At 71.0% G+C, this 22348-nt stretch carries 20 protein-coding genes; 12 read left to right on the top strand and 8 right to left on the bottom strand.

The window, feature by feature from the left end; genetic code table 11:
• Positions 1-193: 193 nt before the first annotated feature.
• Positions 194-3160, bottom strand: a complete 2967-nt coding sequence (locus tag LK09_RS01770) for a cytochrome P450 (protein WP_039394781.1) — start codon at positions 3158-3160, stop codon at positions 194-196.
• Between the two features lie 97 nt (positions 3161-3257).
• Between LK09_RS01770 and LK09_RS01765 the strand changes: the two genes are divergently transcribed.
• Positions 3258-4172 carry a LysR family transcriptional regulator gene (locus LK09_RS01765; RefSeq protein WP_039394778.1) on the top strand — a complete coding sequence of 305 codons (915 nt, stop codon included), beginning with the start codon at positions 3258-3260 and terminating at the stop codon, positions 4170-4172.
• A complete protein-coding gene (locus LK09_RS01760) occupies positions 4169-4582 on the top strand; it encodes an HtaA domain-containing protein (RefSeq protein WP_156138603.1) in 414 nt (137 codons plus the stop codon). The genes LK09_RS01765 and LK09_RS01760 overlap by 4 nt, the downstream gene beginning before the upstream one ends.
• A gap of 20 nt (positions 4583-4602) precedes the next feature.
• Here the strand turns inward: LK09_RS01760 and LK09_RS01755 are convergent, their stop codons facing one another.
• Positions 4603-5994, bottom strand: a complete 1392-nt coding sequence (locus LK09_RS01755; RefSeq protein WP_039394772.1) for an MFS transporter — start codon at positions 5992-5994, stop codon at positions 4603-4605.
• Positions 5995-6171: 177 nt separating this feature from the next.
• Here LK09_RS01755 and LK09_RS01750 point away from each other — a divergent pair, with 177 nt between their 5' ends.
• From LK09_RS01750 to LK09_RS01725, 6 genes are all read left to right on the top strand, one after another.
• The gene (locus LK09_RS01750; RefSeq protein ID WP_039394769.1) at positions 6172-7722 is read left to right on the top strand and encodes a fumarylacetoacetate hydrolase family protein; all 1551 of its coding nucleotides are present in this window, start codon (positions 6172-6174) and stop codon (positions 7720-7722) included.
• Positions 7719-8387: a GntR family transcriptional regulator gene (locus tag LK09_RS01745; protein WP_039394766.1), complete on the top strand. Its 669-nt coding sequence runs from the start codon at positions 7719-7721 to the stop codon at positions 8385-8387. Before LK09_RS01750 ends, LK09_RS01745 begins: the two co-directional genes overlap by 4 nt.
• Entirely contained in the window at positions 8387-9880 is a 1494-nt protein-coding gene (gene hpaE / locus LK09_RS01740; RefSeq protein ID WP_039394762.1) for a 5-carboxymethyl-2-hydroxymuconate semialdehyde dehydrogenase, read from the top strand. The genes LK09_RS01745 and hpaE overlap by 1 nt, the downstream gene beginning before the upstream one ends.
• Positions 9881-9911: 31 nt before the next feature.
• Positions 9912-11072 (top strand): 3,4-dihydroxyphenylacetate 2,3-dioxygenase, encoded by a 1161-nt coding sequence (hpaD, locus tag LK09_RS01735; protein ID WP_039394759.1) that lies wholly within the window; start codon positions 9912-9914, stop codon positions 11070-11072.
• A 135-nt stretch (positions 11073-11207) separates the two neighbouring features.
• The gene (gene hpaH, locus LK09_RS01730; protein ID WP_039394756.1) at positions 11208-11993 is read left to right on the top strand and encodes a 2-oxo-hept-4-ene-1,7-dioate hydratase; all 786 of its coding nucleotides are present in this window, start codon (positions 11208-11210) and stop codon (positions 11991-11993) included.
• Complete coding sequence (locus LK09_RS01725; protein ID WP_039394753.1) at positions 11978-12781, top strand: HpcH/HpaI aldolase family protein; 804 nt, start codon at positions 11978-11980, stop codon at positions 12779-12781. The genes hpaH and LK09_RS01725 overlap by 16 nt, the downstream gene beginning before the upstream one ends.
• Here LK09_RS01725 and LK09_RS01720 read toward each other — a convergent pair whose 3' ends face one another.
• Together LK09_RS01720 and LK09_RS01715 are read right to left on the bottom strand one after the other, a co-directional pair.
• Complete coding sequence (locus LK09_RS01720; protein ID WP_039394750.1) at positions 12782-13189, bottom strand: PIN domain-containing protein; 408 nt, start codon at positions 13187-13189, stop codon at positions 12782-12784. It lies immediately after the preceding gene.
• Positions 13186-13452, bottom strand: a complete 267-nt coding sequence (locus LK09_RS01715; protein ID WP_039394747.1) for a type II toxin-antitoxin system Phd/YefM family antitoxin — start codon at positions 13450-13452, stop codon at positions 13186-13188. The genes LK09_RS01720 and LK09_RS01715 overlap by 4 nt, the downstream gene beginning before the upstream one ends.
• A gap of 117 nt (positions 13453-13569) precedes the next feature.
• On the opposite strand from LK09_RS01715, the gene LK09_RS01710 reads away from it, so the two are divergent.
• Together LK09_RS01710 and LK09_RS01705 are read left to right on the top strand one after the other, a co-directional pair.
• Positions 13570-13956, top strand: a complete 387-nt coding sequence (locus tag LK09_RS01710; protein ID WP_039394744.1) for a YciI family protein — start codon at positions 13570-13572, stop codon at positions 13954-13956.
• Positions 13957-13963: 7 nt separating this feature from the next.
• Positions 13964-15010 (top strand): RNA polymerase sigma factor, encoded by a 1047-nt coding sequence (locus LK09_RS01705; protein WP_039394740.1) that lies wholly within the window; start codon positions 13964-13966, stop codon positions 15008-15010.
• Positions 15011-15028: 18 nt separating this feature from the next.
• Here the strand turns inward: LK09_RS01705 and LK09_RS01700 are convergent, their stop codons facing one another.
• Positions 15029-16453 carry a PucR family transcriptional regulator gene (locus tag LK09_RS01700; protein ID WP_039394736.1) on the bottom strand — a complete coding sequence of 475 codons (1425 nt, stop codon included), beginning with the start codon at positions 16451-16453 and terminating at the stop codon, positions 15029-15031.
• A 134-nt stretch (positions 16454-16587) separates the two neighbouring features.
• On the opposite strand from LK09_RS01700, the gene LK09_RS01695 reads away from it, so the two are divergent.
• Positions 16588-17685, top strand: coding sequence for an alcohol dehydrogenase catalytic domain-containing protein (locus LK09_RS01695; protein WP_039394734.1), 1098 nt, complete (start codon positions 16588-16590; stop codon positions 17683-17685).
• Between the two features lie 41 nt (positions 17686-17726).
• On the top strand, positions 17727-19169 hold the full coding sequence (locus LK09_RS01690) for an APC family permease (RefSeq protein WP_039395062.1): 1443 nt from the start codon (positions 17727-17729) through the stop codon (positions 19167-19169).
• Positions 19170-19172: 3 nt separating this feature from the next.
• Here the strand turns inward: LK09_RS01690 and LK09_RS01685 are convergent, their stop codons facing one another.
• Genes LK09_RS01685 through glyA form a run of 3 tightly spaced genes read right to left on the bottom strand, consistent with a single transcriptional unit; the run spans position 19173 to position 22323 of the window.
• Positions 19173-20156: a Gfo/Idh/MocA family protein gene (locus LK09_RS01685; RefSeq protein WP_039394732.1), complete on the bottom strand. Its 984-nt coding sequence runs from the start codon at positions 20154-20156 to the stop codon at positions 19173-19175.
• A complete protein-coding gene (locus LK09_RS01680; protein ID WP_039394729.1) occupies positions 20156-21052 on the bottom strand; it encodes a bifunctional methylenetetrahydrofolate dehydrogenase/methenyltetrahydrofolate cyclohydrolase in 897 nt (298 codons plus the stop codon). Before LK09_RS01680 ends, LK09_RS01685 begins: the two co-directional genes overlap by 1 nt.
• Positions 21049-22323, bottom strand: a complete 1275-nt coding sequence (gene glyA, locus LK09_RS01675) for a serine hydroxymethyltransferase (RefSeq protein WP_039394726.1) — start codon at positions 22321-22323, stop codon at positions 21049-21051. Before glyA ends, LK09_RS01680 begins: the two co-directional genes overlap by 4 nt.
• Between the last annotated feature and the right edge of the window lie 25 nt (positions 22324-22348).

Here is a 22348-nt window from a genome sequence, read left to right as displayed (position 1 = left end):
CCCCCCCCCCCCCCCGACGTCCCCCGACATGCCCTGACGTCCCTCCGACGTCCCTCCGACGTGCCCCGACGTGCCCCGACGTGCCCCGACGTCCCCCCCGACGTCCCCCGACATGCCCCGACGTCCCTCCGACGTCCCTCCGGCGCCTGCATCTGCCCCGCACTTGACCGTAGGGTCGCGCTCAAAACGCCCGTCAGACTGCGACCCGCTCCGCGTCCACGGTGGCGAGCTCGGCGAGCACGCCCTGCAGCCACTCCACCGCGACCTCGGCGGCGGAGATCGGGCCGGAAGCGTCGTGCCGTCCGTACTCCCCCACCCGGACGGCGCCGGCGGCGGCGAGCGCCTCGTCGATCAGCTCACTGCCGCGTGAGTACGTCTTGGTATAGCTGCGATCGCCCATGCCGAACACCGCGTACCGCAGCCCGGCCAGTTCAGCCCCCGCGAGTGCGGCGTGGAACGGGCGCGCCGAGGTCGGCACCTCCCCGTCGCCGTACGTGGCGCTGACGACGAGGTGCATCCGGGCCGGATCGAGGTCGCCCGGCGCGGTATCGGCGAGGTCCTGCACCCGGACGTCCGCCCCGTCGCCGAGCACCCCCTCGAGCTCCTGGGCGACCAGCTCCGCCCCGCCCGACTCGGTGGCGAACAGGATCGTCACCGGCGTCTCCGTCGAGAGTCCGACGCCGGCGGCGGGCTCCGGGGGCAGCGTCAGCGAGGCCTCCCGTGCGGCATCCAGCAGCGCCGCCCGCGACGTGAGCTTCACGCGCTCGCGGTCCGGAGTCGCGCCGAGACGCTCCCGCAGATCGATACGCCGCCAGCCGTCGAAGTCGGTCTCTCCGGGCAGGTCGGCGAGACCCTCCGCGGTGGCGCCGACCGCGCCCGATGCCACATCGTCCGTGATCGTGCGGGCAAGGGCCCGGGCGTCGACGCGCTGATCCGGGATCGTGCCCCGCGGCCCGCGGCGCAGCCACCCGGCGGTGTACAGGCCGGGCTCGATGCGCCCGTCGTCGGTCGTCCCTGGCTCGACGAGCGTGCCCGGCGCCGCCGCGAATCCCACCGCGGTGATCACGTCATCGACCGGCAGTGAGACCTCGCCCTCCGGGCCCGCGACGACCATCGCGGTCACCCGGTCGGGCCCCTCGACGCGCACCGGCGCGTGCCCGAACCACCACTCGATCCGCAGCCGCTCGCCCCCCGGATCGGTCTCGAGCAGAGACCGCACGGCATCCACCCGGGCGTCCTTGCCGTCTCCGGGCAGGTCGCCGGCGCCGTGCACGACGTGCCGGATGCCGGGAAGGCCGGCCAGCTCGCGCACCATCACCGGGTCGAACTTGGCTGATGCGACGGGGCTGCGTCCGATGAGGTGGATCGCGCGGATGCCGCGGGCGAGCCGGACGTGCGCGTCGTCGGCGATGTCCGACCCGACGAGCCCCTCGGCATCGCGCGACAGGAGGCGTGCGACGTCGAGCGCCACGTTCCCGTGTCCGATCACCGCGACCGTGGCGCCGAGCGCGGGGGCGGTGCCTTCGTCGGGATGCCCGTTGAGCAGCCGGGTGATGCGGCCGGCGCCGTGCACGCGCTCGAGGGAGCCGCCCGGCACCGGCAGCGCGGCGTCGGCGTGAAGGCCCGTGGCGAGGACGACGGCGTCATACGCCCGGCGCAGCTCGTCGAGCGTGACGTCCGTGCCGACGCGCACGTTGCCGCGGAAGCGCACGCCCTCGACGGTGAAGAGCCGGTCGAACTGGCGGGCCACCGACTTGGTGCCCTGGTGGTCGGCGGCGACCCCGTACCGCACCAGGCCGTACGGTGCGGGGAGCTCGTCGAACACCTCGACCGAAGCCGCCGGCAGCGCGCGGCGCAGCGACTGGGCCGTGAAGCATCCCGACGGCCCGGAGCCGACGATCGCCACCCGAGGCGCGACGTCACGGGCTCCGGATGCCACGGGTGCGGCCGCGGCAGGGCCGGCATCCCGCACGGCATCCCACACCACGGGCATGTTCGTCATGCCGCGGAACACCCAGCCGCCGATCTCCGTCGCCCGCGTCGGACACGATGCGAGGCCGTCGAGCCGCTCGAACAGCATCGGGAGCGCGACATCGGCGACCTCGGCCCGGGCGACCCAGGCCCCGAGGCAGACGTGCACGCCCTTGCTGAAGGCGAGGTGCGGCTTGACATCCCGGTGGATGTCGAACCGGTCGGCATCCGTCCAGACGTTCTCGTCGCGATTCGCCGAGAGCACGCAGATTCCCAGCCGGGCTCCCGCCGGAAGCCGCACGCCGCAGAGCACCGTGTCCCGGGTCACCTGGCGCGAGTACAGGCCGATCGGCGCGATCCAGCGCAGCGACTCGTCGAACACGGTGTGCCAGAGCGCCGGATCGGCGGTGGCCGCGGCCCGCTGGTCGGGATGCGTCAGCATCGCCCACGCCGCGACGCCGAGGGCGTCGCGCGGCTCGTTGAGGCCGCCGCCGATGGTCATCTTGATGTTCGCGCGGATGCGCTCCATGGGCATGTCGTAGTCGGGGATGCGCAGCAGCGTCGACAGCAGCGACTCGTTCGGATTCGCGAGGTGCCACGGCAGGATCTCGTCGAGCGCTGCATCCACCTCGGCGAACGACCGCTCACCTTCGGCCCACACCTCGGGGTCGTCCGCGTAGTTCGCGGTCGCGTTGATCAGGGTCTGCGACCAGCGCTGCAGGTCTTCCTGGGTGGCGTTGCGCAGCCCGAGGATCTGCCGCAGGTTCTCGGCCGAGTAGGGCGCCGCGAAGTCCCAGATGAGGTCGGCATCCGGTCCCTTGGCGATCATCTCGTCGAGATAGCGCTCGGCGTTGCGGCGGAACATCGCCGTCCAGGTGCGCTTGACGACGCCCGGGCGCAGCACCGGCTGCCACGCCTTGCGCTCGAGGTAGTGCTCCGGATCGTCGCGGCGCAGCATCGAGTGCCCCATCGCGCGGATCTGCAGCGACCCCTCCTCGTCCGCCGAGTACAGATCCTGCGCCAGCTCGGTCTCGTGCACCGCCTGGTACGACGTGATCAGGTACCGACCCACCTCCGGCACCCAGTGCACGCCGCCCTCGGCGCGGAGGCGCTCGTAGATCGGGAAGGGGTCGCGATACAGATCGGGGATTGTCACCCAGTCGGCGACGGGGGCTTCGATACTCGTCATCTCACATCCTCGTGGTTCGGATGCTTCGAGTATGTTGAAGGTCGATACGCTAAGAAAAGCGGTGTTATTCGCTGTTCAAGATCGGATGAACCGAATTATGGATGCCCCTCCCTTCACCCTCCGGCAGTTGTCGTATCTCATCGCCGCGGCCGACGAGGGGACGATCGCCGCGGCCGGCGCGCGACTGCACGTCTCGCCCTCCGCGATCTCCGATGCGATCACCGAGCTCGAGACCCAGCTCGGCGAGCCCCTGTGCGTGCGGCGCCGGGCCCACGGGCTGACGCTCACCACGGCGGGCACCCAGGTCGCCGCGCACGCCCGGCGGCTCCTCGCCGACGCGCGCGAGCTCACCCTCTCGCTGCACGCCGCGGAGGGGGAGCTGGTCGGCCCGATCACGATCGGGTGCTACCCGACGCTCGCCCCGACGATCCTGCCTCCGCTGCTGCACGACTTCGGCGACGCCCACCCGCGCGTCGAGCTCGACATCATCGAAGCGACCCATGACGAGCTGGACGGGCGGCTCGAGCGCGGCGAGGTCGACGTGGCGTTCGTCTACGAAACGCTCATCCCGGGCAACCCGCGCCGCGAGCGCCTGTTCGAGCTCCCGGCCCACGTGCTCCTGGCGGCCGGCGACCCGCTCGCATCCGCCGAGCGCGTGACACTCGAAGAGCTCGTCGATCGCGACCTGATCCTGCTCGACGCGCCGCCGTCGAGCCAGCACACGCTCTCGCTCTTCGCACGCCGGGGGCTCACTCCGAAGGTCCGGCACCGCACCGCCAGCTACGAGGCTGTGCGCACCCTCGTCGGCCGCGGACTCGGGTACGGCATCCTGGTGCAGCGACCTGCGAACCCGGCGAGCTACGAGGGCTACCCCGTCGTCATGAAAGAGATCTCGCCCCCGGTGCCGCCGGTGGGGATCGAGGTCATCTGGCCCGCGGCGACGCCTCCCGCCGAGCGCACGCGCGCCCTCATCGACTTCGCCCGCTCCATCACGTGGCCGGGCCCGGCATGAGCGTGCTGGTCTGGGCGATCAAGGGATCGCTGGTCGGATACGTCCGCGGGATGGCCGACGGCGAGATCGCCCTCGACGGCGCCGCAGAGGATGCCTCGGGCTTCCGTTTCCGCGAGGCACCGGAGTCGGAGCCGGCCGTTCGCCGGTTCACCGGGCGTGTGCGGTTCACCGGGCACAACGGCATGATGCGGGTCGTCATCGCCGACCCGTGGGTGGAGGCATCCGGGCCCGGGGCCGTCCTGTCGATCGCCGACCCCGACGACCCGGCGGCCCGCCTGCCGTTCGCCCGGATCGCCGCATTCGACGGCGTCCGGGCGAGCGGCACGACACTCACCGCCGATGGCGCGGACCTGTTCTTCGGCCCGTACCGCGAGGGCACCGAACTGGACGATCCCCGGCTGCAGGGCTGAGCCTGCAGCCGGGGACCGCGTCAGCCCTGCGAAGCGCCGTAGATCGGGCTCTTGGCCTGCTCCTCTTCGGCTTCGGGGCCGAGCGGGATGCCGGTCCGGTCGCGCAGCAGCAGGGTCGCGATGAGCGCCAGCGCGACCATGCCCAGCAGGTAGCCGGAGATCGACCACGTCGTGCCGGTCGCCTGCAGCAGGGCGGTCGCGATGGTCGGGGCGAACGCCCCGCCGAGGATCGCGCCGATGGCATACGAGATCGAGACGCCCGAGAAGCGGATCGATGCCGGGAACAGCTCGGAGTACAGCGCAGCCTGCGGCCCGTACGTGAAGCCGAGACCCACCGTCAGCAGCACGAGCGCGGCCAGGAGCGACCAGATCGAGCCGAGGTTCACGAGCGGGAACAGGGCGACGATCCCGAGGGCCAGCACGATCCAGCCGATGATGTAAGTGTTGCGGCGCCCGATCCGATCGCTGAGCACCCCGCCGAGCCAGGTGAAGATCAGCCAGGTGACGCCCGAGATCGCGACCATCCACAGCACGGGGGCCGGGTCGAGCTTGATCGGGCCGGCCGGGTCGGTGGAGTAGCGCTGGATGTAGCCGCCGGTCGACATGTAGCCGACCGCGTTGTTGCCCGCGAACACGAACGCGGCGACGATCACCAGCAGCCAGTGCTTGCGGAACAGCTGCACGATGGGCATCCGGGCCTCCTCCTTGCGTTCGGCGATCTCCTGGAACACCGGGCTCTCGGAGACTCGGCGGCGCACCCAGTAGCCGACGAAGATCAGCACGATCGACAGCAGGAACGGCACGCGCCATCCCCAGGCGAGGAATGCTTCGCCGGGCGCGATGCCGGCCATGATGGCCATGACGGCCGAGGCGAGCAGGATGCCGAGCGGCACCCCGATCTGCGGCGCGGCGCCGAACGCGCCCCGGCGATCCTTCGGCGCGTGCTCGACGGACATGAGCACGGCACCGCCCCACTCGCCGCCTGCCGAGATCCCCTGCAGCACGCGCAGCAGGATCAGCAGCGCCGGCGCCCACACGCCGATCGCGGCGTAGGTCGGCAGCAGGCCGACGAGGGTGGTCGAGGCACCCATCAGGAGCAGGGTGATGACGAGCATCGGACGACGGCCCAGCTTGTCGCCGAAGTGCCCGGCCAGGAACGCGCCGAGCGGGCGGAACAGGAAGCTGATGCCGACCGTGATGAACGCGAGGATCTGCGCGAACTGCGGCCCGGCGGGCTCGAAGAAGAGCTGACCGAACACCAGGGCGGCGCTGGTCGCGTAGATGAAGAAGTCGTACCACTCCACGGTGGTTCCGACGACGGTCGCGACGACCACGCGGCGGCGGTCGGACGGACTCTGGATGGTGCCGGTCGGGGTGAAACCGGGATGGGATGCTGCGGTCGGCGTGCTCATGTGACTCCCTCGTCAGCGGGTTGCGGTTGACCTGCGTCCGAGTATCGACGTGCAGGCCTCTCAGGGAAAAGCGGTGACATTCGCGGATATTCATCGGGAGAACCGAATTGCGGATGCCTTGCCCTTCCGCCACCGATTGTATACGATTTCGAATACCAACGACGGGCGAGGGAGCTCATGAGCACTGACAGCACATCGCCGGCACCGGCAGACGCACGATTCGCAGGTCTTCCGGGACGCCCCGGCAAGATCATCGCGGTCCACCTCAGCTATGCCTCCCGCGCCGACCAGCGCGGTCGCCGCCCCGCCGATCCGAGCTACTTCTTCAAGCCGTCGAGCTCCGTCGCGGCCACCGGTTCCGAGATCGTGCGGCCCGCCGGCACGGAGCTGCTAGCCTTCGAGGGCGAGATCGCCCTCGTCATCGGCACGCCCGCCAAGAACGTCCCGCTGCAGGACGCCTGGAGCCACGTCGGCTGGGTGACCGCCGCCAACGACTTCGGGCTCTACGACCTCCGCGCGAACGACAAGGGGTCCAACGTCCGCTCCAAGGGCGGCGACGGCTACACCCCCATCGGCGCGCAGCTGATCGACGCCCGCACCGTCGACCCGGGCGCCCTGCGCCTGCGCACCTGGGTGAACGGCGCCGTCGTGCAGGACGACACCACCGCGGGCCTCATCTTCCCGCTCGCCCAGTTCGTCGCCGACCTCTCGCAGCACTTCACGCTCGAGCCGGGCGACGTCATCCTCACCGGCACTCCCGCGGGCTCGTCGGTGGTGCGCCCCGGCGACGTGGTCGAGGTCGAGGTGGATGCCCCGCACTCCCCGGGATCTGCCACCTCCGGGCGCCTGATCACCACCGTCGTCCAGGGCGAAGGCGGCGGGTTCGACGAATCCGTCGGCTCGCTCCCGCAGGTCGACGACACCCAGCGCGCCGAGGCGTGGGGGTCGCGCGAGCTCGCCGGCCTGCCCCCGGTCGCCCCGCGCCCTTCGACAGGCTCAGGGACCGGGGGAGACGAAACCCAGCTCTCCCCCGAGCTGCGCGCCAAGCTCGAGGCGGCGCCGGTCGCGGGCCTGTCGCAGCAGCTGCGAAAGCGCGGCTTCAACAACGTCACGATCGACGGCGTCGCGCCGCTGCATCCCGAAGCGAAGCTCGTGGGCACCGCGAAGACCCTGCGGTTCGTCCCCAACCGCGAAGATCTCTTCAAGACCCACGGCGGCGGCTACAACGCGCAGAAGCGCGCGTTCGACGCGGTCCGCGCGGGCGAGGTCATCGTGATCGAGGCGCGCGGCGAATCCGGATCCGGCACGCTCGGCGACATCCTCGCGATCCGCGCGAACGCGCAGCGCGCGGCCGGCATCGTCACCGACGGCGGCGTGCGCGACCATGACGCGGTCGCCGCGGTCGGCATCCCCGTCTACAGCAACGGCGCCCATCCCGCCGTGCTCGGGCGCAAGCACGTCCCGTGGGACCACGACGTCACCATCGCCTGCGGCGGCACCACCGTGCAGCCCGGCGACATCATCGTCGGCGACAACGACGGGGTCATCGTCATCCCGCCCGCCCTTGTCGAGGAGGTCGTGGATGCCGCCCTCGCCCAGGAGGACGAGGATGCCTGGATCGCCGCCCGCGTCGCGGAGGGGCACCCGGTCGACGGGCTCTTCCCGATGAACGCGGAGTGGCGGGCGCGGTTCGAGCAGGCCCTTCGTCAGGCTCAGGGGACGGCGTGAGCACCGTGGTCGCGCCGAGCAAGTCGGAGCGCGCGTACGAGTACCTGAGCGAACGCATCAGCTCCGGCGACTACAGCCCCGGGTACCGCCTCGTGCTCGGCACGATCGCCGCCGAGCTCGCCATGAGCGTGGTCCCGGTGCGCGAGGCGGTGCGCCGGCTCGAAGCCGAGGGTCTCGTCACGTTCGAGAAGAACGTCGGCGCCCGGGTGACGCTCGTCGACGAGAGCGAGTACGTCTTCACGATGCAGACTCTCGGGCTCGTCGAGGGCGCCGCCACCGCGCTGTCCGCCCCGCTGCTGACGCCCGCGCAGCTGGATGCCGCGAACCAGGTCAACGACCGGCTGCAGGACCTTCTCGAGCACTTCGACCCGCACGTGTTCACGGTGCTCAACCAGCAGTTCCACTCGCTGCTCTACGAACCGTGCCCCAACCCGCACATCCTCGACCTCGTCCAGCGCGGATGGGGCCGGCTCGGACGCCTGCGCGACACCACGTTCGCGTTCGTCCCCGGCCGCGCCCAGCACTCCGTCGAGGAGCACGTCGAGATCCTCGACCTCATCCGCACCGGCGCCGACCCGCTCGAGATCGAGCTGGCCGCCCGAAACCACCGCTGGCGCACGATGGACGCGTTCATCGCCGCCCGACACGAAAACAAGGAGAACTGATGGCACAGCACGTCCCCGCCGACCTCCCCACCCGCATCCAGCACTACATCGACGGGGAGTTCGTCGATTCGGTCGACGGCGACACGTTCGACGTGCTCGACCCGGTCTCGAACGAGACGTACCTGCAGGCCGCGGCCGGCAAGAAGGCGGACATCGACAAGGCCGTCGCCGCCGCGAAGCGCGCCTTCGACGAGGGCCCCTGGCCGCGCATGCTCCCCCGCGAGCGCAGCCGCGTGCTGCACAAGATCGCCGACATCGTCGAGTCGCGGGATGCCCGCCTCGCCGAACTGGAGTCGTTCGACTCCGGCCTGCCGATCACGCAGGCGCTCGGCCAGGCCCGTCGTGCGGCCGAGAACTTCCGCTTCTTCGCCGACCTGATCGTCGCGCAGGCCGACGACACGTTCAAGGTCCCGGGCCGCCAGATCAACTACGTCAACCGCAAGCCGATCGGCGTCGCCGGGCTCATCACCCCCTGGAACACCCCGTTCATGCTCGAGTCGTGGAAGCTCGGCCCGGCCCTCGCGACCGGCAACACGGTGGTGCTGAAGCCCGCCGAGTTCACGCCGCTGTCGGCATCCCTCTGGGCCGGCATCTTCGAGGAGGCGGGCCTGCCCACGGGCGTCTTCAACCTCGTCAACGGCCTCGGCGAGGATGCCGGCGACGCGCTCGTCAAGCACCCCGACGTGCCGCTCATCTCGTTCACCGGCGAGTCGAGCACCGGCCAGCTGATCTTCGGCAACGCGGCGCCGTACCTCAAGGGCCTGTCGATGGAGCTCGGCGGCAAGTCCCCCGCCGTCGTGTTCGCCGACGCCGATCTGGACGCCGCGATCGACGCCACCATCTTCGGCGTCTTCTCGCTCAACGGCGAGCGCTGCACCGCGGGCAGCCGCATCCTCGTGCAGCGCGACGTGTACGACGAGTTCGTCGAGCGCTACGCGGCGCAGGCGAAGCGCGTCAGGGTCGGGTACCCGCACGACCCGCAGACCGAGGTCGGCGCACTCGTGCACCCCGAGCACTACGCGAAGGTCATGAGCTACGTCGAGCTCGGCAAGGAGGAGGGCCGCCTCGTCGCCGGCGGCGGCCGCCCCGAGGGGTTCGAGACCGGCAACTTCGTCGCGCCGACGGTGTTCGCGGACGTGTCGCCGGATGCCCGCATCTTCCAGGAGGAGATCTTCGGCCCGGTGGTCGCGATCACCCCGTTCGACACCGACGAGGAGGCCCTCGCGCTGGCGAACAACACGAAGTACGGCCTCGCCGCCTACGTGTGGACCAACGACCTCAAGCGCGCCCACAACTTCGCGCAGTCCGTCGAGGCGGGCATGGTGTGGCTGAACAGCAACAACGTGCGCGATCTGCGCACCCCGTTCGGCGGCGTCAAGGCGTCGGGTCTCGGCCACGAGGGCGGCTACCGCTCGATCGACTTCTACACCGACCAGCAGGCCGTGCACATCACCCTCGGCAAGGTGCACAACCCGACCTTCGGCAAGAACTGACACCCCGGGAACTGAGAGCAAGGACGCTGACATGACCAACCGCGAAGACATGACCCTCACCTCCTCGGGCTTCTATGTGAGCCAGGAGGCACCGATCCGCACCGACAACCCGGTGCCGACCCCGCAGGCCACCCCGCCGGACGTGCTGCGCTGCGCGTACATGGACCTCGTCGTCACGGACCTGGCGGCATCCCGCGTGTTCTACGTCGACGTGCTGGGCCTGTACGTCACCGCCGAGGACGACGAGGCGATCTACCTGCGCTCCACCGAGGAGTTCATCCACCACAACCTGGTGCTGCGCAAGGGCCCGGTGGCCGCGGTCGCCGCGTTCTCGTACCGCGTGCGCACCCCCGAGGACCTCGATCGGGCCGTCGCCTTCTACACGGAGCTCGGCTGCGACGTGCGCCGCAACCCGGACGGCTTCACCAAGGGCATCGGCGACTCGGTGCGCGTGGTCGACCCGCTGGGCTTCCCGTACGAGTTCTTCTACAGCGCCTCGCACGTCGAGCGGATGTCGTGGCGCTACGACCTGCACATCCCCGGCGAGCTCGTCCGCCTGGACCACTTCAACCAGGTCACCCCCGACGTGCCGCGCGCGGTCCGCTACATGCAGGACCTCGGCTTCCGCGTCACCGAGGACATCCAGGACGACGAGGGCACCGTGTACGCGGCGTGGATGCGGCGCAAGCCCACCGTGCACGACACGGCGATGACCGGCGGCGACGGCCCGCGCATGCACCACGTGTGCTTCGCGACGCACGAGAAGCACAACATCCTCGCGATCTGCGACAAGCTCGGAGCGCTCCGTCGGTCGGACGCCATCGAGCGCGGCCCCGGACGCCACGGCGTCTCGAACGCCTTCTACCTGTACCTCCGTGACCCCGACGGGCACCGCGTCGAGGTGTACACGCAGGACTACTACACCGGCGACCCCGACAACCCGGTCATCACGTGGGACGTGCACGACAACCAGCGCCGCGACTGGTGGGGCAACCCGGTCGTGCCCAGCTGGTACACGGATGCTTCCCTCGTTCTCGACCTGGACGGCAACCCGCAGCCGGTCGTGGCCCGCACCGACTCCAGCGAGATGGCCGTGACCATCGGCGCGGACGGCTTCAGCTACACCCGCTCCGGCGACGAGGAGATGCCGGAGTGGAAGCAGGGCGAATACAAGCTGGGGCACCAGCTGTAACCCATCGGTCGACCACCCCGGTCGTTGAGCGAGGCCCGCCAGGGCCGAGACGAAACGCATCTGCCGCTTGAGGTCACTGCGTTTCGACTCGCTTCGCTCGCTCAACGACCGGGGGTAACGCGAGAGGATTTCACCATGCTCCCCCCAGACACCATCGCCGCGATCGCGGACGAGCTCGCCGAAGCGGATCGCACGCACAGCGTGATCCCACGGATCACGGCGCGGTATCCGGATGCCGCCGTCGAGGACTCGTACGCCATCCAGAAGGTGTGGCGCGAGACCATGCTGGCGTCCGGCCGTCGCCTCGTGGGCCGCAAGATCGGGCTGACGTCCAAGGCGATGCAGCAGGCGACGGGCATCTCCGAGCCCGACTACGGGGTCATGTTCGACGACACCGTGTACGAGAACGGCGCCGTGATCGACACCGCGCAGTTCTCGAACGTGCGCATCGAGGTCGAGCTGGCGTTCGTGCTCAAGGAGCCGCTCGAAGGCCCGCACTGCACGCTGTTCGACGTGCTGCGGGCCACCGAGTACGTCACGCCGGCGCTGGAGATCCTGAACTCCCACATCGAGCTCGAAGGCCGCACGATCGTCGACACGATCAGCGACAACGCGGCGTACGGCGGCATGGTGCTGGGCGGCATCCCGATGCGGCCCGACCAGATCGACCTGCGCTGGGTGTCCGCTCTGCTGTACCGCAATGAGACGATCGAGGAGTCGGGCGTCGCCGCGGCGGTGCTCAACCACCCGGCGACGGGCGTCGCGTGGCTGGCGAACAAGATGCACCACCACGGCGACCGCCTGGAGGCGGGCGAGATCATCCTGGCCGGGTCGTTCACCCGGCCGATGTGGGTGTCGCAGGGCGACAGCGTGCTCTGCGACTACGGACCGATGGGAACCATCACATGCCGCTTCAGCTGAAACCGACCCTGCGCGAGCACATCGCCGCCACCGACCGTCCCCTGGTGGGCCTGTGGGCCTGTTCGGGGTCGGCGCTGGTCGCCGAGATCCTGGCCGGGTCGGGGGCGGACTGGCTGCTCATCGACATGGAGCACTCCGCCAACACCCTGCCGTCGGTGCTCGCGCAGCTGCAGGCCGTCGCCGCGTACCCGGTCACTCCCGTGGTGCGGGTGCCGTTCGGCGAGGACGTCATCCTCAAGCAGGTGCTCGACGTCGGCGCGCAGACCGTGCTCGTGCCGATGGTGTCGAACGCCGAGCAGGCGAAGGCGCTCGTCGAGTCGGTGCGGTATCCCCCGCACGGCCGGCGCGGCGTCGGCTCGTCGTTGTCGCGCTCGGCCCGCTGGAACCGCGTGGACGGCTACCTCGGCGACGCGGACTCCCACGTGTCGCTGATCGTGCAGATCGAGTCGGCGGATGCCGTGGATCACGCCGCCGAGATCGCCGCGGTCGACGGGGTCGACGGGATCTTCGTCGGGCCCGCCGACCTCGCGGCGTCGCTCGGCGTGCTCGGGCAGCAGACGCACCCGGATGTGCTGGCCGCCGTGCAGCGCACGTTCGACGCGGTGCGGGATGCCGGCAAGCCCGTCGGCGTGAACGCCTTCGATCCGGTCGCCGCCGACGCGTACATGGCCGGCGGCGCCGCATTCGTCGCGGTGGCGGCCGACGTCTCGATCCTCGCGCGGCAGTCCGAGGCCCTCGCCGCCCGGTTCATCCCCGCCACGGACGACACGGAGCGCGCGGGGTACTGATCAGCGCTCGATGACCTCGAGCAGCCCGTCGAGTCCGCGCAGGTCGGCGGCGTTCCGCGTGACGAGCGCGAGGCCGTTGGCCACGGCCGTCGCGGCGATCATCCGGTCGAACGCGTGGGCACGAAGTGTGCCGCCGCGCTCGCCGACGCGTGCGAAGATCAGGTCGGATGCCGACACGCACGCGTCGTCATACGGAAGGCCGTCGCCGAACCCGGACCGCATCGCCGCCAGCGCCTGCGATCGTCGGCGATACTCGGCGACGTTGCGGGCGAGATGAAGACCGAGCGTCAGCTCGTGCCATGTCAGGGCGCTGATCCGAGTGGACTCGAAGTCGGCCAGATCCGGCGTCTCCTCGTGCGCCGAGGCCGATGCGATGACGATCGAGGTGTCCAGAAGCACTGCGGTCATCGAGCGGGGTCCCACGGGTCGGAGATCTGGCTGTCGATCTCTGCACGCTGCGCACGCAGCTCCTCGGCCCAGCCCGGGACAGCCGCCAGGGAGCGCAGAATCTCCATGGCTTCGCGCCCGGACGGCGGGGCGGAGCGATCGACGGGCACGAGTCGCGCGACCGGCCGGCGGTAACGCGTGACGACATAGGTGTCGCCGTTCGCCACGGCATCCAAGGCGGGCCCCGGGTCGTGCCGCAGATCGGCGATACTGATCGTCTTCATGTGTCAATTCTGACATATCTGGCATATTCTGGCTCGGCCGCTTGCGGAAGAGGAGGATGTCGATCGGCGGCATCCTTGATCGTCATCATCACGTCAACCCGTACGGAAGGACGGATCATGCGATACACACTCCTGCTGCAGTACCCCGAGATGACGGCCGACGACCTCGGCCCGGAGGCGCTCGAAGAGGGCATGCGCGCGTTCGCCGAGTACGCGGCCGCGCTGGATGCCGCCGGCGTCCTGCAGTCCGCCGAGGTGCTGCATCCCTCGTCGGCGACCACCACGGTGCGCGTCCGCGACGGCGAGCTCGTCGTGCAGGACGGCCCGTTCGCCGACACGAAGGAACAGCTCGGCGGCACGTTCGTGATCGAGGTCGACGACCTGGATGCCGCACTCGCCTGGGCTACGAAGGCACCCTCTGTCGCGTGGGGTGCCGTCGAGGTGCGCCCGGTCGCCACCCGCTATGTGGACGGCGCCTGGCACGGCGCCCAGCCGGTGCGCTGACGCTCCGATGAGCACGGCCGACGAGTCCCGGGCCGCCGCGCAGCGCGCGGTGCGGGACTCGTACGGCCGGCTCGTGGCGCTGCTGGCATCCGGAACCGGCGACCTGCCGCTCGCCGAGGACTGCCTCGCCGACGCCCTGGAACGGGCGCTTCGGACGTGGCCGGAGGCCGGCGTGCCGGACAACCCCGAAGGATGGCTGCTCGCCGTGGCACGCAATCGTCTGCGCGACGTGCTCGGCTCCGCCGCGCGCCGCACGGCCGCGCCGCTCGACCCCGACACCGCGCGCGGCGCCGTCGCCGACGTCGACCGGCTGCTGGAGGTCGGCGACACGATCCCGGACCGCCGGCTGGAGCTGATGTTCGCGTGCGCGCACCCCGCGATCGATCCGGGCATGCGCACCCCGCTCATGCTGCAGGCCGTGCTCGGGTTCGAGGCCGCGAAGATCGCCGCCGCGTTCGACGTCGCCCCGGCCGCGATGGCGCAGCGGCTCGTGCGCGCCAAGCGCAAGATCCGGGATGCCGGCATCCCCTTCGCGATCCCCACCCGCGCCGACATGCCCGCCCGCACGAGCGCCGTGCTCGAGGCGATCTACGGCGCGTACGCGATCGACTGGCTCGGCCAGGGCGACCGGGTGCGCACCTCCATCGCCGACGAAGCGCGCTGGCTCGCCGTCCTCACCGCCACCCTGCTCGAGACCGATGCCGAAGCGTGGGGGCTCGCCGCGCTGCTGACGCTCGCCCAGTCCCGGGCCCCCGCCCGCGCCCAGCGGCCGTGGCCGCCGCTCGACGAGCAGGACACCGGCCTCTGGGACCGCGAACTCATCGCCGAGGGCGAGGCGCTGCTGCACCGGGCATCCCGGCTCAGCCCGCCGTCGCCGGAGCATCCCGGCGGAAGGTTCCAGCTGGAGGCCGCCATCCAGTCGGTGCACTGCGATCGTGCGCGCACCGGCATCCTCGACCGCGACGCGCTGGTCGCGCTGTACCGCGGGCTCGTGCGGGTCGCCCCCACCCGCGGGGCGCAGGACGCCCTGGCGGCGGTGGAGGCGCGCCGCTGAGGGGTCATTCCCCGGGCGTCAGCGGTCGAGGGCGCGCAGCGCCAGCCAGGCGGCGGCGCGATCGTCGGGGTCCGCGAGCGACAGCCCGGTCAGCTCCTCGACGCGGCCGATCCGGCTCGCCAGCGTCTGCCGGTGCACCCCGAGACGCGTCGCCGCCGTTCCCCACGCGCCGTTGCCCTGCAGGAACACGCGCAGGGTGTTCGTCAGCTCCCCGTGCCGCCCCGACTCGTCGCGCAGCGGATCGAGGACGCGCGTGAGGGATGCCGCATCCTGCGTTCCGAGCCGTGCCAGAACCAGCCTCACGGTGGGAATCGCCGCATAGCGCACCACCCGGTCGCCGGAGACCTCCGCCGATGCCAGGGCCTGGCGGGCCTCGTCCGCCGTGCCGGCGAGGGTCTGCACCGCGGCAGAGGTGCCGAGCCCCAGGAAGAGCGGCGACGGGTACGCCTGCACCCGTTCGGCGAGCGGATCCACGTGGTCGTCGCGCAGGAACCCGTGCAGCACGCCGTGATCGGTCGCGAACACGTACGGCGCACCGAGCTCCTCCAGCCAGTGCTTCAGCAGCCGCTCCCCGTCGACGTTGCCCGACCGCGGCTCCAGCGCGAAGCCGGTGAGGGTCCGCTCGTGCACGCCCCACTCGCGTAGCAGGGCGGCCGCGGCGGGTCCGCCGCCGAGGAGCGCGTCGATCATCGCCGCCCGCCCGAGCCGCTCGGTCACGCTGGTGTCGTTGGTGCGAAGCAGCAGGTCGAGCAGCGCGGCCGCCTGCGAGCCGAGCTCGCGCCCGCGGGCCACGGCATCCAGCCGGGGCGCCACGACCAGGCGGGCGGAGATGTCCTCACCGGGACCGACCGGGTGCACGTGCAGCGCCCCATGACGGATCCGCACCGGGCTCCCCTGCGCACTGGCGACGGCATCCTTGATGTGCAGGCTGCCTGCCCCCGAGGTCGCGATCATCTCGCCGTGCCGGTCGAGCAGCACCACCCACCCGTCGAGGCGATGCGCGAGCTCCGCGACGACCCCGCGCACCCCGCCGCGGCGGGCCGCGAGGGTGAGCACCCGCATCGCGGTCATCACCCGGCGATCCTCCGCGGCGGCATCCACCGCGAGCAGGGCGTCGAGCATCGGGCGCAGCAGGATGCCGGGGTCGCGCGTGCCGAGGATCGCGGTGACACCCGCCCCCGCGAGCGCGTCTCGCAACGCGGCATCGTCGTCGGCGCAGACCGCGACCGTCGCGTGCAGCAGGTCGCTCGCTGCGGCCCCGTCCCCCAGTGCCGCGACCAGCCCGGCACGCTCGCAGACCACGAGCGTGGCGAACATCGGGTTGCCGATCACCGTGAGATCGGCGAGATCCACGACTGCATCCACCGGCACGGCGGGGTCGACGGCGCCGGGAGAGATCGCGCCTCCGAGCGCCCGAGCGACCGATGCGACATCCCTGACCACACGGCAAGTGTACGGAGCGAGTGTACGAAGTTGTGAACCCGAGCCACCGAATCCACCAACTTTCACAGTGAAATGATCGTCGGTCCGGCCGTACATTCGTGTGGTCCCTCCCGCGCGATTCAGAGAGGATCCTCATGCGCGCCGTCGTCTTCACCGAGCCCGGCTCACCGATCACCTACACCGACGTCGACCTCGAGGCGCCCCGCGCCGGCGAGGTCCGCGTCCGCATCGCCGCCGCCGGCGTCTGCCACTCCGACCTGCACGTCAAGCGCGGCGAGTGGGATGCCCCGGCCCCCATGGTCATGGGCCACGAGGGCTCCGGCGTCGTCACCGAGCTCGGAGAGGGCGTCACCACCCTCGCGGTCGGCGACCACGTCGTGCTCAGCTGGGTGCCTCCGTGCGGCGAGTGCCGCTACTGCCGGGCCGGCCGCGAAGCGCAGTGCCAGAAGGTCGCGACCGTCGTCGCCCCGCAGGGCGTGCTGTTCGACGGCACCTCCCGCCTGTCGGTCGACGGCGAGACCGTGCACCACTACCTCGGCGTCTCGTCGTTCGCCGAAGAGGTCGTCGTGCCGGCATCCGGCGCCATCAAGGTGCGCGACGACGCCCCGCTCGACGTCGTCGCGGTCGTCGGCTGCGCCGTCGCGACGGGCGTCGGCGCCGTGCTGAACACCGCCGCCGTCGAGCCGGGCTCCACGGTCGCGGTGATCGGCTGCGGCGGGGTCGGGCTCAACGTGGTCCAGGGTGCGCGGATGGCCGGTGCCGAGCGCATCGTCGCCGTCGACGTGCTGGCCGCGAAGACGCACGCCGCCCGCCAGTTCGGCGCGACCGACTGCATCGTCGCCTCCGACGGCGACGTCGTGGAACAGCTCTTCGCCCTCCTCCCCGACGGCGTGGACTACGCGTTCGACGCCATCGGCCGCACGTCCACCACCGAGCAGGCGATCCGGATGCTCGGCCTCGGCGGTGCCGCCGTGCTCGTCGGTCTCCCGCCGACCGGCTCGCGCGCCTCGTTCGAGCCCCTCGTGCTCGCCGAGGCCGAGCAGCGCATCCTCGGTTCGAACTACGGCTCGGTGCGCCCGTCGATCGACATCCCCGCGCTCGTCGACCGCTACATGGACGGCCAGCTCAGCCTCGACCCGCTGATCTCCGGACGCCGGCCGCTCTCCGAGGCGGCCGAGGCGTTCGCCGACCTCGAGTCCGGGTCGGTGCTGCGCACCCTCCTCATCCCCTGACCCCTCCTCCCTCGCCCACCCGAACAACGAGAGAAACAATGATGTCCACCTCAGAGAGAACCGCGGCCGCTGCGCCGCCGAAGACCGACGCCGGCCTCCGGCACGGTGTCATGAGCGGTCCCGAACTCGCCGCTCAGGCCATCGCCAACATCGCGCCCAGCGCCGTCATCGCCTTCACCGCCGCCGCCATCTTCGTCGGCACCGGCAACGGCACCATCTATTCGTTCGCCCTCGCCACCGTCGTGATCCTCAGCGTCGGCTACTGCGTCGTGGTGTTCGCGCGCCGCCACGCATCCGCCGGATCGCTCTACACGTACGTCGCCAAGGGTCTCGGCCCGACCGGCGCATACCTGGCGGGCACGTCGCTCGTGATCGGATGCTGGGGCATCGCCGCCGGGTCCCTGGGCGGCTCCGTGTCGTACGTGCAGCAGTTCCTGCAGCAGATCGGGCTGCCGGTCGGCGGGTCGCTCTGGCAGATCGTGCTCGCGATCGTCGTCGGCGGGCTCGCCACCCTGTTCACGATCCGCGGCATCCGGCTGTCCGCCCGCGTCTCGCTGGTGCTGGAGCTGATCTCGGTGACCATCATCACGATCCTCCTGATCCTGGCGCTCGTCTGGGCCGGCCCCGCCGCCTGGGACCCCGCGCAGGTGTTCATGCACGGCGCCACTTTCCAGGGCGTCGCCACCGGCATGGTGCTCGGCATCCTCGGCTTCGTCGGCTTCTCGTCCGCCGACGCCCTCGGCCGCGAGGCGAAGAACCCGTACACGGCGATCCCGCGCGCGATCATGTGGAGCGCGCTCGTCGTGGGCGTCCTGTACGTCTTCGCCGCCTACACGCAGATCGCCGTCCTCGGCGACAGCCTGGCCACGAGCGCCAACCCGCTCAGCGACATCGCGCACAAGATCGGGATGCCGGACTGGTTCACGCCCGTGCTGACGCTCGGTGTCGGCGCATCCTTCTTCGCGGTCGTCGTCGCACCGCTGAACGTCGTCGGGCGCATCGTGTACGTCATGGGCAAGGAAGGCGTCGTGCCGGAACGCTTCGGCCGCACCCACGATCAGCACCTCACGCCGCACCGCGTGCTGCTGATCGCCGGGCCGCTCGCGATCCTCGTCGACGTGATCCTGATCGCGTTCGGTGCCGACCCGATGGACATCACGGTGTGGATCGACACGTACGGCACGTACGGCTACATGGTCGCGTACGCGCTCGTCGCCATCGCCTGCGTCGTCTACACCCAGCGGCTGAAGGTGTCCAACAAGCTCGTCTGGCTGTGCGCGACGATCGCCGTCGTGGGCATGGCGTACGTGTTCTTCGCGAACGTGTGGCCGGTGCCCGCGTTCCCGCTGAACATCATGCCGTACCTGTTCCTGGTGACGATGCTCGTCGCGGTCGCCTGGTTCGCGCGCCTGCGGGCCAAGCACCCCGAGGTGATCGGCAACATCGGCAACACCGAGACCGACTCGCTCGAGGGCGTCGGCTGAGGGTCACTCCCCCGGGTAGCGGAGTCCGATCTGACGGCGCACCTCGTCGAGGGTGCCCATGATCGCGACGGACTCCTCGGGCGGCAGGATGTCTCCTGCCGTCCGCCCGGCGGCCACGAGCCGTTCGAGCTCGAGAGCCTGCAGCTGACGCCCGCTGCCCGGCACCGGCTCCTCGAACTCCTCGAGCACGGTGCCGTCGGCGGCGACCAGACGGAACGACGTCTGCCCGTACCAGCCGGACCCGATCTCGATGCGCGCCTCGGTGCCGACGATCGCAGCCGTCACCGGGGAGGCGGCATCCAGCACGCACTGCAGCACCGCCTGCTGCCCGCCCGGATATCCCAGCACGATCGAGGTGGAGGCATCCACCCCGGTCGCGGCCGGGCTGGACAGGGCCAGCACCCGGTCGGGCGCACCGAGGACGTCCCACGCGAACGACACGGGGTAGATGCCGAGGTCGAGCAGCGCGCCGCCGCCGAGCGCCGGGTTCAGCAGCCGGCCCTCGGGATCGGCCGACAGGCGCTGACCGTGGTCGGCCTGCACGGTGCGCAGCTCGCCGAGTGCGCCGGAGCGCACCAGTTCGCGAATGCGCACCATGTGCGGCAGGAAGCGCGTCCACATCGCCTCGAGCACGACGAGTCCGCGCTCGGCGGCCCGGTCCACGACCCGGCGCGCCTCGTCGGCGGTGAGCGTGAACGGCTTCTCGACGAGCACGTGCTTGCCGGCATCCAGCGCCAGCAGGGCGTTCTCGGCATGCATCGGGTGCGGGGTCGCGACGTACACGGCATCCACGTCGGGATCCGCCACGAGCTCCTCGTAGCTGCCGTGCGCCCGCGGGATGCCGTGCGCCTGCGCGAACGCCTGCGCGTTCTCGAGACTGCGGGAACCGACCGCGGTCACGGGAACCCCCGCGACGCGCAGGTCGGATGCCAGCTGCCCCGCGATCCAGCCGGTGGCCAGGATGCCCCAGCGCAGGCGTTCGGTCATCAGGCGGCGCTCCGTTCTGAGGCCGCCCGCTCGGCGGCTTCGACGACGTTGGTCATGAGCAGGGCGACGGTCATCGGACCGACTCCGCCCGGGTTCGGCGAGATCCACCCGGCGACGTCGGCGACGTCCGGGTGCACGTCGCCGAACACGCGGTCCTTGCCGCCGTCGACACCCGGTTCGCGGGTGACGCCGACATCCAGCACCGCCGCACCGGGCTTCACGTCCTCGGCGCGGATCAGGTGCTTCACCCCGGCTGCGGCGACGATGACGTCGGCCTGTCGCAGATAGAAGGGCATGTCCACCGTGCCGGTGTGCGTGAGGGTCACCGTCGCGTTGATGGCGCGCCGGGTCAGGATCAGCCCGATCGACCGGCCGATCGTGACGCCGCGCCCGACGACGACCACGTGCTTGCCGTGCAGGTCGTAGTCATTGCGCAGCAGCAGCTCGATCACCCCGCGCGGGGTGCACGGCAGCGGCGTCGTGATCGGCCCGTTCACGTTCAGCACCAGGCGGCCGAGATTCGTCGGGTGCAGCCCGTCGGCATCCTTGGCGGGGTCGATCCGCTCCAGGATCGCATCGGTGTCGAGGTGCTTCGGGAGGGGCAGCTGCACGATGTACCCGTGGCAGGCCGGATCGGCGTTGAGCTCGTCGATCACCGCCTCGACCTCCGCCTGGGTGGCGTCGGCGGGCAGCTCGCGCTGGATCGAGTTCATCCCGACCGCCTCGGACTGCCGGTGCTTCATCCCCACGTACAGCTGGGAGGCCGGGTCGGCCCCGACCAGCACCGTCGCGATCCCGGGCACGACGCCGCGCTCCCGCAGCGCCGCGACCCGTTCGGTCAGCTCCGCCTTGATCGCCGCGGATGCCGCCCGGCCGTCGAGGACCTGAGCGGTCACTGCTGCAGGTCCGGGTACAGCGGGAAGGCCTCGGCGAGCGCGTCGACGCGAGCGCGCAGCGCCTCGACGTCGGCACCCGGCTGCAGGGCCAGGGCGATCACGTCGGCGACCTCGGTGAACTCGGCGTCGCCGAATCCGCGCGTCGCCAGGGCCGGGGTGCCGATGCGCAGGCCCGAGGTCACCATCGGCGGCCGCGGGTCGTTCGGGACCGCGTTGCGGTTCACGGTGATGTGGATGTCGTGCAGCAGGTCTTCGGCCTGCTTGCCGTCGATCTCGGCGTCGCGGAGGTCCACGAGCACGAGGTGCACGTCGGTGCCGCCGGAGCGCACGGTGATGCCGGCATCCGCGACGTCCTGCTGCGAGAGGCGGTCGGCGAGGATCGCGGCGCCGCGCAGCACGCGCTCCTGGCGCTCCTTGAACTCGGGGGTCGCGGCGAGCTTGAACGCGGTCGCCTTGGCGGCGATCACGTGCATGAGCGGACCGCCCTGCTGGCCCGGGAACACGGCCGAGTTGATCTTCTTCGCGATGTCGGCGTCATTGGTGAGGATGAAGCCCGAACGGGGACCGCCGATGGTCTTGTGCACCGTCGAGGAGACGACGTGCGCGTGCGGCACCGGGTTCGGGTGCAGGCCGGCGGCGACGAGTCCGGCGAAGTGGGCCATGTCGACCCAGAGGATCGCGCCCACCTTGTCGGCGATCTGACGGAACCGCGCGAAGTCGAGCTGGCGGGGGTAGGCCGACCAGCCGGCGATGATGACGTCGGGCTGGTGCTCCTCGGCGAGGCGCTCGACCTCGTCCATGTCGATGATCGAGGTCTGCGGGTCGACGCCGTACGCGACGATGTTGTAGAGCCGGCCGGAGAAGTTGATCTTCATGCCGTGGGTCAGGTGGCCGCCCTGGTCGAGCGAGAGGCCCAGCAGCTTGTCGCCGGGCCGCGCGATCGCGTGCAGCACGGCCGCGTTCGCGGATGCCCCGGAGTGCGGTTGGACGTTGGCGAACTCGGCGCCGAACAGCGCCTTGGCGCGGGCGATCGCGAGTTCTTCGGCGACGTCGACCTCTTCGCAGCCGCCGTAGTAGCGGCGCCCCGGATAGCCCTCGGCGTACTTGTTGGTCAGCACCGAGCCCTGCGACTGCAGCACCGACACGGGCACGAAGTTCTCGGAGGCGATCATCTCGAGGAACGTCTGCTGGCGCTTGAGCTCCCGGTCGAGCACCTCGGCGATCTCGGGATCGACTTCGGCGAGCGGGGCGTTGAAGAACTGGTCGGTCATGGGTGTCCCTTCACGGCGGGCGGTT

It is taken from the genome of Microbacterium mangrovi, assembly GCF_000802305.1.
Classification (GTDB): Bacteria; Actinomycetota; Actinomycetes; order Actinomycetales; family Microbacteriaceae; genus Microbacterium; species Microbacterium mangrovi.
This window is presented reverse-complemented; position numbering and strand designations above follow the sequence as displayed.